Source organism: Neorhizobium sp. PAMB6630, assembly GCF_058242775.1.
In genome coordinates this window covers 64,679-75,000 of the sequence record NZ_JBZAYV010000002.1, presented here as the reverse complement: position 1 = coordinate 75,000, position 10,322 = coordinate 64,679, and the positions used below count along the sequence as shown (strand labels likewise).

The following is a 10,322-nucleotide window of genomic DNA, read 5'->3' as shown; positions in this document are numbered from 1 at the left end:
GTAAAAGGTAACTGGGTTTGGTGAGGCAGTAGGAATTGGGCAGTAGGCAGTAGGGTTTAGATCCTATTGGCTAATGCCTATTGGCTATTGGCTTTCCATATGGATGAGCATTGGCAATGAGAACGATTAAGTGTCGTAAGGGCATTTGGTGGATGCCTTGGCATGCACAGGCGAAGAAGGACGTGATACGCTGCGAAAAGCCGTGGGGAGCTGCGAATGAGCTTTGATCCATGGATCTCCGAATGGGGCAACCCACCTTAGATATCTAGAAAATCTGGTACGCCTTTGAGGCGGTAGGAATTAGGCAATAGGCAGTAGGATTTAGGTTCTATTGGCTACTGCCTATTGGCTATTGCCTCTTTTTGAGGGCGTTCGAGGTTTCTAGATATCGCAAATAAGGTATCTAACTCTGAATACATAGGGGTTAGAAGCGAACGCAGGGAACTGAAACATCTAAGTACCTGCAGGAAAGGACATCAACCGAGACTCCGTAAGTAGTGGCGAGCGAACGCGGACCAGGCCAGTGGCAATGTGAGCTAAAGTGGAACGATCTGGAAAGTTCGGCCGTAGCGGGTGATAGCCCCGTACACGTAAAATACGCATTGTCCTAGAGTAGGGCGGGACACGAGAAATCCTGTCTGAACATGGGGAGACCACTCTCCAAGCCTAAGTACTCGTGCATGACCGATAGCGAACAAGTACCGTGAGGGAAAGGTGAAAAGCACCCCGACAAGGGGAGTGAAATAGAACCTGAAACCGGATGCCTACAAACAGTAGGAGGGCGAAAGCCTGACTGCGTACCTTTTGTATAATGGGTCAACGACTTAGTGTATCTAGCAAGCTTAAGCCGGTAGGTGTAGGCGCAGCGAAAGCGAGTGTTAATAGCGCGTTTAGTTAGATGCATTAGACCCGAAACCGAGTGATCTAGCCATGAGCAGGCTGAAGGTTGGGTAACACCAACTGGAGGGCCGAACCCGCATCTGTTGCAATAGATTGGGATGACTTGTGGCTAGGGGTGAAAGGCCAATCAAACTCGGAAATAGCTGGTTCTCCGCGAAAACTATTTAGGTAGTGCGTCGATCGAATACCCCGGGGGGTAGAGCACTGGATGGGCTATGGGGACTCACCGTCTTACTGATCCTAACCAAACTCCGAATACCCGGGAGTACTAATCGGCAGACACACGGCGGGTGCTAACGTCCGTCGTGAAGAGGGCAACAACCCTGACCTCCAGCTAAGGTCCCCAAGTCATGGCTAAGTGGGAAAGGATGTGAGGATCCCAAAACAACCAGGATGTTGGCTTAGAAGCAGCCATCATTTAAAGAAAGCGTAACAGCTCACTGGTCTAAATAAGGGTCTTTGCGCCGAAAATGTAACGGGGCTAAAGCCATGCACCGAAGCTGAGGATGTGCAGTTTACTGCACGTGGTAGCGGAGCGTTCCGTAAGCCTGCGAAGGAGGACCCGTGAGGGCCTCTGGAGGTATCGGAAGTGCGAATGTTGACATGAGTAACGATAAAGGGGGTGAGAGACCCCCTCGCCGAAAGACCAAGGGTTCCTGCTTAAAGTTAATCTGAGCAGGGTTAGCCGGCCCCTAAGGCGAGGCAGAAATGCGTAGTCGATGGGAACCACGTTAATATTCGTGGGCCTGGTGGTAGTGACGGATTGCGTAACTTGTTCATTCTTATTGGATTGGATGGGCGAGGAAGCGGTTCCAGGAAATAGCTCCATCATTATAGACCGTACCCGAAACCGACACAGGTGGTCAGGTAGAGTATACCAAGGCGCTTGAGAGAACTATGTTGAAGGAACTCGGCAAATTGCACGCGTAACTTCGGAAGAAGCGTGACCCTGATGTACGCAAGTATGTCAGGGTGGCACAGACCAGGGGGTAGCGACTGTTTATCAAAAACACAGGGCTCTGCGAAGTCGCAAGACGACGTATAGGGTCTGACGCCTGCCCGGTGCTGGAAGGTTAAGAGGAGAGGTGCAAGCTTTGAATCGAAGCCCCAGTAAACGGCGGCCGTAACTATAACGGTCCTAAGGTAGCGAAATTCCTTGTCGGGTAAGTTCCGACCTGCACGAATGGCGTAACGACTTCCCCGCTGTCTCCAACATAGACTCAGTGAAATTGAATTCCCCGTGAAGATGCGGGGTTCCTGCGGTCAGACGGAAAGACCCCGTGCACCTTTACTATAGCTTTACACTGGCATTCGTGTCGGCATGTGTAGGATAGGTGGTAGGCTTTGAAGCGGGGACGCCAGTTCTCGTGGAGCCATCCTTGAAATACCACCCTTATCGTCATGGATGTCTAACCGCGGTCCGTCATCCGGATCCGGGACAGTGTATGGTGGGTAGTTTGACTGGGGCGGTCGCCTCCGAAAGAGTAACGGAGGCGCGCGATGGTGGGCTCAGACCGGTCGGAAATCGGTCGTCGAGTGCAATGGCATAAGCCCGCCTGACTGCGAGACTGACAAGTCGAGCAGAGACGAAAGTCGGTCATAGTGATCCGGTGGTCCCGTGTGGAAGGGCCATCGCTCAACGGATAAAAGGTACGCCGGGGATAACAGGCTGATGACCCCCAAGAGTCCATATCGACGGGGTTGTTTGGCACCTCGATGTCGGCTCATCGCATCCTGGGGCTGGAGCAGGTCCCAAGGGTTTGGCTGTTCGCCAATTAAAGCGGTACGTGAGCTGGGTTCAGAACGTCGTGAGACAGTTCGGTCCCTATCTGCCGTGGGTGTAGGAATATTGACAGGATCTGTCCCTAGTACGAGAGGACCGGGATGGACATATCTCTGGTGGACCTGTTGTCCTGCCAAGGGCATAGCAGGGTAGCTATATATGGAAGGGATAACCGCTGAAGGCATCTAAGCGGGAAACCCACCTGAAAACGAGTATTCCCTATCAGAGCCGTGGAAGACGACCACGTTGATAGGACGGGTGTGGACGTGCAGTAATGCATGAAGCTTACCGTTACTAATAGCTCGATTGGCTTGATCGTTCTCATTGTTTGTGCTCATCGAAGATGAGCCATCTCTTTCAGTCTTCACGCTGTCGCATCCTTTGATGCTACGCTGCAGACGGCGCGCCAAACGATTGGCGACGGCCAAAGGCCTGTATGGGTGACCTGCTCATACAGCCGCATGAAAGAAAAAAGACGTGTTCACAAAAAACTATTGGCTACTGCCTATTGGCTAAGCCCTAGTTACCAGCTTCTCAACACATTGCCCTTAGCTGACCTGGTGGTCATGGCGGGGCGGCTGCACCCGTTCCCATTCCGAACACGGCCGTGAAACGCCCCTGCGCCAATGGTACTTCGTCTCAAGACGCGGGAGAGTAGGTCGCTGCCAGGTCTGCTAAAGGCAATGTGCTCACGGTTTGCACTTGCAAATCCGTCAGGTTTTGCCCTTGCAAATCCGCCAATCTTCTCGTCACAAACACTAACGGCCCAGCCGATAACAAAAGGGTCGCTCAACGCGGCCTTTTTGCCGTAATTCTCTAAAGCGTCGCAACTATCAGTGCACGCTCTTGGCGCGGGGTGGAGCAGCCCGGTAGCTCGTCAGGCTCATAACCTGAAGGCCGCAGGTTCAAATCCTGCCCCCGCAACCAGTTTCTACATAAATCGCTCATTACCACGATATAGCAGGCGGTTAACCGCCATCGTCTTCACCGCCTGTGTCATTCAGAGGCGGTTTTTGCGTTTGGCATCGCGTGGCACAAAACGCTGATTTTGTGGTGTCTGTGGTAGTTGATGGTAAGCGCGCATTTCCCTGCGCGTTGACGCGGCCGCTATGAGCGGTGATCGGCTTTTGCCGATGGGCCTTGATCAGGCAGGTTCGATTTTTGCGAAGTTGAATGGCAGAAGGTCGTTGATGTCGGCGCCGTCGGGACGCTGTGGCAATTCGGTGAAGACGTGTCGCAACCAGGCGAATGGCTCGACGCCACAGGCGCGACAGGTCAGCATAAGGCTGTAAATCACGGCGCTTGCCTTGGCCCCGTCGACAGTGTCGCAAAATAACCAGCTCTTCCTTCCAGTGGCAAAAACTCTGATATCGCGTTCCAATAAATTGTTGTCGACCGGCATCCTGCCGTCTTCGGTGTAGCGGGTCAGATATTGCCACTGGTTTCGCGTATAGGATATCGCATCGCCGAGCTTGGTGTCGGGCACGACCTTGGGGGCCATCCTGTCGAGCCACTCCTTCAGGGCTTCAAGGACTGGAACGCTATGCTTCTGGCGCAAGCGCCGGATGCAGTCGGCCTGCGTTTCGCCGTCATCCGGCTTTTCGTCCCGCATCTGCCTCTCAATCCGGTAGAGCTGGTCGAAGAATTTCAATGCCTGCGCGGGTGGGCCGCTTTGTTTCTTCCCGGCCTTGAAGGCGTTGACGAAGCGTCGCCTGGCGTGAGCCATACACCGTAAGCGCGCATTTCCCTGCGCGTTGACGCGGCCGCTATGAGCGGTGATCGGCTTTTGCCGATGGGCCTTGATCAGGCAGGTTCGATTTTTGCGAAGTTGAATGGCAGAAGGTCGTTGATGTCGGCGCCGTCGGGACGCTGTGGCAATTCGGTGAAGACGTGTCGCAACCAGGCGAATGGCTCGACGCCACAGGCGCGACAGGTCAGCATAAGGCTGTAAATCACGGCGCTTGCCTTGGCCCCGTCGACAGTGTCGCAAAATAACCAGCTCTTCCTTCCAGTGGCAAAAACTCTGATATCGCGTTCCAATAAATTGTTGTCGACCGGCATCCTGCCGTCTTCGGTGTAGCGGGTCAGATATTGCCACTGGTTTCGCGTATAGGATATCGCATCGCCGAGCTTGGTGTCGGGCACGACCTTGGGGGCCATCCTGTCGAGCCACTCCTTCAGGGCTTCAAGGACTGGAACGCTATGCTTCTGGCGCAAGCGCCGGATGCAGTCGGCCTGCGTTTCGCCGTCATCCGGCTTTTCGTCCCGCATCTGCCTCTCAATCCGGTAGAGCTGGTCGAAGAATTTCAATGCCTGCGCGGGTGGGCCGCTTTGTTTCTTCCCGGCCTTGAAGGCGTTGACGAAGCGTCGCCTGGCGTGAGCCATACACCGTAAGCGCGCATTTCCCTGCGCGTTGACGCGGCCGCTATGAGCGGTGATCGGCTTTTGCCGATGGGCCTTGATCAGGCAGGTTCGATTTTTGCGAAGTTGAATGGCAGAAGGTCGTTGATGTCGGCGCCGTCGGGACGCTGTGGCAATTCGGTGAAGACGTGTCGCAACCAGGCGAATGGCTCGACGCCACAGGCGCGACAGGTCAGCATAAGGCTGTAAATCACGGCGCTTGCCTTGGCCCCGTCGACAGTGTCGCAAAATAACCAGCTCTTCCTTCCAGTGGCAAAAACTCTGATATCGCGTTCCAATAAATTGTTGTCGACCGGCATCCTGCCGTCTTCGGTGTAGCGGGTCAGATATTGCCACTGGTTTCGCGTATAGGATATCGCATCGCCGAGCTTGGTGTCGGGCACGACCTTGGGGGCCATCCTGTCGAGCCACTCCTTCAGGGCTTCAAGGACTGGAACGCTATGCTTCTGGCGCAAGCGCCGGATGCAGTCGGCCTGCGTTTCGCCGTCATCCGGCTTTTCGTCCCGCATCTGCCTCTCAATCCGGTAGAGCTGGTCGAAGAATTTCAATGCCTGCGCGGGTGGGCCGCTTTGTTTCTTCCCGGCCTTGAAGGCGTTGACGAAGCGTCGCCTGGCGTGAGCCATACACCCGACATGGGTCGCGCCCTTCAGGGTGCGCCAGGCCTGATAGCCGTCGCTCATCAGGATGCCGCGATAGTCACCCAGGAAAGTCTGCGGATGCACCTGTCCACGACCGGGCTGATATTCGAGCAGGACAACCGGCTCGACGCTGTCCTGGGCGCTACGATAGGCCCAGATATAGGACTCGTCGGTTGCTTTCCTGTCCTTTTCCTTCAGCACCTGCACCGTGGTCTCGTCACCATGGATGACGCTCTGCAACAAGAGCCGCTGCTTCAATGCATCGTAGATGCGAACGAGGTGCTTTTCGCTGGAGCCGATCACCCAATGGCCAAGGGCGCCACGGCTGACAGGGACGCCGGCGCGCTCGAAGGCCTGTGCCAGGCGATAGAGCGGCGTGCCATCGACATATTTATGAACAAGAGCAAAGGCCAGCGTCGAGGCCGTGGCGATACTGCCCGGCAAGGGCTGTGCGGGCATCGGCGCGATGATAACGGGAGTGCTGATATCGGTGCGCTCGCAGTTGCGGCAAGCATATTTGGCCCGGGCATTCTGCAGCACCGTGGCCTTCACCTCGATATGCAGCTGCTCGGTGACGAGTTCGCCCATGCGATGCAGCGGATGGCGGCAGCACGGACAGGTCTTCTGATCGTCGGCAAGGTCATATTCAACGCGTTGGCGGGGCAAATTTGCCGGAAGAGGTTTACGCCCGCGCTTGCGGCCTTCGGGCTTTTCCACCTCTGGCAATCCCGTGTCGGGAAGCTCACTGGCGTCGGTCTCGTCACAGTCGGCCAAGCCCTCATCAGCATCGGCCTCAAGAGCAGCCTTCTCGGCTTCATTGAAGACGCGATCCATATGCTTTTCGCTGCGCGGCGCAAAACGATGCAGTTGTGCAAGCGCCAGTTCTTCCTCGAGCTTGAAGACACGCTGTGCAAGGGCGTCTCTCTCAGCCCGCAGCGCGGCGTTCTCGGCAGCATTCGCCGCCAGAAGCGCCATCAGTTCCGCAACATCAGGGGTGCCAGCTCGTGTCATTGTAGCTTTGAATCTGAGCCGCCCCGCTGCGTCAACAGCTTTCAGCCGACCAACTCATATTGCCGAACAGGATGGCGCTCCATCGCGTCGAGATCGATACCGTCAAGCAGCCAGCGCAATTGCTCGGTGTCGAGCGTCACGACCGGCGCCTCGCGGCGGGGCCAGCGAAACCGGTCTTCGGACAAGGCTTTCAAGACAAGCACGAACCCTGACCGCTCGAAGAACAAAAGCTTCATCCGGGTGCGCCGGCGGTTGCAAAAGACAAAGACAGCACGCTCGAACGGGCTCAGGCCCATCGACTGCTCGACCAGAATCGCCAAGCTGTTGATCCCCGCACGAAAGTCGATCGGGTCCCGGTGAAGATAGACGCGAAGATCGTCAGCCAGCCGGAACATTGCAACGCCTCAGAACTTCGATCATCACGGACAAGGCCTTCTCATCCGCATCTTCAAGCTCAAGCCGCACACCATTCGGCAGAGACGCCGTCAGTCGCATTCCTGCCGATGATGGCCGAGCCGGCATGTCGGGCTGCCGCGCAATCGGTGGCGCAGCAACCACCGGAACAAAGGCCGACATTTCCCGCTCCGCAACAACCGGCAAAGCACCCTGGGCCTGCTGATCTCGGCGAAGCTTCACCCAGTTGCGCAACAGATTGGCGTTGACACCGTGCGCCAGTGCCAGGCGGGCTACCGATATCCCAGGCTTCATTGCAGCGTCGATCAGCCGGTCTTTCTCGATGGGATCGAACCGGCGCTTCCCGTTGGAAAGAATCTTCACAGCCCGAAGGGGTTCCGATCCAGTCAGGATATCCAATGTCATTGTGTCCACAGTCTCCATTGTGGACACAGAATCCCTCATTCGACTTTCAGTGAACAGGTGCGGGGAATTGCGCGCTTACAGTTGATGGGCTGCTTTCCAAGGCCGCACCGCAATTTACGACACGCTTTCTGGATCAGACCGTCAAACGGTCAGCGTATCGCTCCAACAAGATACGGAGAACTTGCGCGCTCGCATAGGCGGCGTATTCCTGATAGCCATCCTCTTTGTCCGGGTCCGCAAAATCACATACTCCCTTCAGCGCTATGTATGCGGGTTGGGGGTCAGAAGCGCTGTATGCTGCAGCGTAGAGTCCATAAATCTCCATCTCGATTCCAATAAGTTCCTGATGCTGATTTCGGACGTCGCCTATTATCACTCCGTCTGAGAGGACCGCTGAGCCAGACGCAAGCGGGCCAGGCAAAATCCTGCTTACGGCAGGTTTTGTTCCTGGAAAGCCCATCCATATGCCTTCGAGCGCCGCGTTGTCTGCGCGCAGTTGTTGTATATGCGACCGCACCTTTGTAGGTGCTGGAATATGATGAGGCCTATGTAGAAAGCGTCCAGTTCCTCCGTCCCACTTACCGCTTTGAAAATCCCACGCCGGATCAGCAAAGAGGACGTCGCCCAAATTGACTTTTCCGCGAACTCCGGCACAGATTCCTGTCATAGCGACGATTTTTGGCTGCAGGCGCTCGATGAGCGTGTTGGTGGTAAGTGCTGTCGCCACCATGCCCATTCTTTGTAAGCATGTCGCGACTACAGAATAGATCCGACCCCCGAGCTCAAACCATCCATCGTGAACGAAGATCGTGTCATTCAAGGGACGAGGTGGTTTCCAGTTCCAAGGCAGTTTGAGCACTTCCGAAAGCTCAGGATTCTGAAGAGCGCATACGATGGCAACGTCCGCATTAGAGGAACAGCTCGCTGAACCTGCAGACTTGCTTTTGACAAAAACTACGCAATTCAGTGCCCGCCGCATCCAGTCATCAGTTGATCGAGAATAGTCTAAAACGGTCCAACACCAATCCTCAAATTGCGTCAACGCAGTGCCGGCGGCGCTTCTGTCAGCAGTAACACCAAGGATTTGCGGTACCCTAGACGTGAGCTCACCTTCTCTAATTTCAAAAAGAAGGTCGATCGCATTCTGAGGGCTCTCTTCATCTTCTGGATTTAGAGGAACCAAAATATCGAGGATGAGTAGATCGTATTCATTTCTTGCAAAACGATCGCGTGCATCTGCGCAAGACGTAGCAATATCCACTGACTCGCGGCCTATATCAATAAGTTTCAATTCATTGATGAACCGGTCATAACGTCTAGGCTGGTCGTCAACGATTAAAATACGCATGTCTAGCAATCCAAAAGGCCAAGTTGGTTAAGAGTGGCAGATAGAGTAGTTTTCCATTCGTCATAGGTGGAGTTGTAGTGAAGAACTGAGCTCAAAGTCCCTTCGAATTCACTCACCCACTCTTGTCTCAGCTGATCAAGATCAACGGTCGCGCCACCTTCTCGAGCGAAGCCTTCATATCCGGTTATAATGACAACCGGACAGGAGATTCCCGCCATCTGCATAAACCTCAAAATCTCAGCGCCGCCAAACCCTTGAGGTCGTCCCCCATTCTCGCGATCACCGGCATCAAAAGTCGGCAGCGACATATCTAGTAGCATAAGGTCAGGCCTTGCGCTTTCTAGAGCGTTTCCCTAACTGATTGAATCGGATGGCTTTGCAAATCAGTCTCCTTCTGATTCAAACTATCTGCCGATGGAGGTCGGCAGATATGTCGAAAGCCCTTTCCGTTGATCTTCGCATACGTGTGCTGGCTGCCGTGAACGGCGGCGCATCTCATAGAGAGGCTGCCGAGCGTTTTGGCGTGAGCGCAGCCAGCGTGAGCCGCTGGCGTCACTTGCAAATCCAGCAGGGAAATGTTCGACCCGGTCCACTCGGCGGCGACCGCAATTCCCACAAGACAGAAGCGCATGCCGATCTGATCATGACCTGGCTCGGCGAGCACCGGGACGGCACCCTTTTCGAGCTTCGCAAAGCCTTGGCTGACCAAGGCATTTCCATCAGCAAGTCGGCGCTGCATCGCTTTCTTGTCCGGCACGAACAAACGCGCAAAAAAAGACTGGCCATGCGGTAGAGCAAAGCCGCCCGGACGTTCTGGAAAAGCGGCAATGCTGGTTCGAGGAGCAACTCGATCTCGATCCAGAGCGGCTCGTGTTCATCGACGAAACCTGGACCGCGACCAATATGGCCCGTACTCACGGGCGATGCCGCAAGGGCGAGCGATTGAGGATGGGTTTCCCTCACGGTCATCGCAAGACGACCACATTGGTTGCGGGCCTCCGTAACACGGGAATGGTCGCGCCACTTGTCATAGACGGACCGATCAACGGTGAGTGGTTCGAGGCGTATGTCGCCCAGGTTCTGGTTCCGACATTGAAACCAGGGGATGTTGTCATCCTCGACAATCTGTCCAGCCACAAACGACCGGCAGCAAGGGAGCTGATCGAGGCGGTCGGCGCGACAATGATGTTCCTTCCGCCCTACAGCCCAGACTTCAACCCCATCGAGAAGGCCTTCTCCAAGCTCAAGGCTCTCCTGCGAAAAGCTGCGGAGAGAACCGTCACCGGACTGTGGGATCGCATCGGAAAGCTGATTGATATGGTCGAACCGCAAGAGGCTCAGAACTACTTCAATTCCTGCGGATATGATCCAACATGACAGGGAAACGCTCTAGTGCGTCTAG

The 10,322-nt window shown here is 55.2% G+C and carries 5 protein-coding genes, 1 tRNA gene, 2 rRNA genes and 2 pseudogenes; 4 read left to right on the top strand and 6 right to left on the bottom strand.

Translation table 11 applies throughout. The features are described 5' to 3' along the window. The first annotated feature begins 124 nt into the window (after positions 1 to 124). The 3 genes from AC4CWF_RS19035 (at position 125) to AC4CWF_RS19025 (ending at position 3,610) form a co-directional block, all read left to right on the top strand. Positions 125 to 3,002 (top strand): 23S ribosomal RNA (locus tag AC4CWF_RS19035). Between the two features lie 237 nt (positions 3,003 to 3,239). Then, positions 3,240 to 3,354, top strand: a 5S ribosomal RNA gene (gene rrf / locus AC4CWF_RS19030). Between the two features lie 179 nt (positions 3,355 to 3,533). After that, positions 3,534 to 3,610, top strand: a tRNA-Met gene (locus AC4CWF_RS19025). A 217-nt stretch (positions 3,611 to 3,827) separates the two neighbouring features. Here AC4CWF_RS19025 and tnpC (AC4CWF_RS19020) read toward each other — a convergent pair. From tnpC (AC4CWF_RS19020) to AC4CWF_RS18995, 6 genes and pseudogenes are all read right to left on the bottom strand, one after another. Further along, a pseudogene (gene tnpC, locus AC4CWF_RS19020) lies at positions 3,828 to 4,415 on the bottom strand (IS66 family transposase); the annotation flags it as partial. Positions 4,416 to 4,486: 71 nt separating this feature from the next. Then, a pseudogene (tnpC, locus tag AC4CWF_RS19015) lies at positions 4,487 to 5,074 on the bottom strand (IS66 family transposase); the annotation flags it as partial. A 71-nt stretch (positions 5,075 to 5,145) separates the two neighbouring features. Continuing rightward, a complete protein-coding gene (tnpC, locus tag AC4CWF_RS19010; protein ID WP_491283218.1) occupies positions 5,146 to 6,753 on the bottom strand; it encodes an IS66 family transposase in 1,608 nt (535 codons plus the stop codon). A gap of 41 nt (positions 6,754 to 6,794) precedes the next feature. After that, positions 6,795 to 7,148 (bottom strand): IS66 family insertion sequence element accessory protein TnpB, encoded by a 354-nt coding sequence (gene tnpB, locus AC4CWF_RS19005; RefSeq protein ID WP_491283217.1) that lies wholly within the window; start codon positions 7,146 to 7,148, stop codon positions 6,795 to 6,797. After that, complete coding sequence (tnpA, locus tag AC4CWF_RS19000; protein WP_491283216.1) at positions 7,132 to 7,572, bottom strand: IS66-like element accessory protein TnpA; 441 nt, start codon at positions 7,570 to 7,572, stop codon at positions 7,132 to 7,134. The genes tnpB and tnpA overlap by 17 nt, the downstream gene beginning before the upstream one ends. Positions 7,573 to 7,705: 133 nt before the next feature. Further along, a complete protein-coding gene (locus tag AC4CWF_RS18995; protein ID WP_491286753.1) occupies positions 7,706 to 8,920 on the bottom strand; it encodes a phosphorylase family protein in 1,215 nt (404 codons plus the stop codon). Between the two features lie 430 nt (positions 8,921 to 9,350). Here AC4CWF_RS18995 and AC4CWF_RS18990 point away from each other — a divergent pair. Further along, positions 9,351 to 10,297 (top strand): IS630 family transposase gene (locus tag AC4CWF_RS18990; protein WP_491285028.1). Its coding sequence is split into 2 segments (ribosomal slippage): positions 9,351 to 9,690 and positions 9,690 to 10,297, totalling 948 coding nucleotides; the frame shifts between segments, so codons are not numbered across the junction. The last annotated feature ends 25 nt before the right edge of the window (positions 10,298 to 10,322 follow it).

Bases quoted from the DNA above. Each gene is read 5' to 3' on its own strand.
- tnpC (WP_491283218.1), bottom strand. From the start codon at position 6,753: ATGACACGAGCTGGCACCCCTGATGTTGCGGAACTGATGGCGCTTCTG.
- tnpB (WP_491283217.1), bottom strand. From the start codon at position 7,148: ATGTTCCGGCTGGCTGACGATCTTCGCGTCTATCTTCACCGGGACCCG.
- tnpA (WP_491283216.1), bottom strand. From the start codon at position 7,572: ATGACATTGGATATCCTGACTGGATCGGAACCCCTTCGGGCTGTGAAG.
- AC4CWF_RS18995 (WP_491286753.1), bottom strand. From the start codon at position 8,920: ATGCGTATTTTAATCGTTGACGACCAGCCTAGACGTTATGACCGGTTC.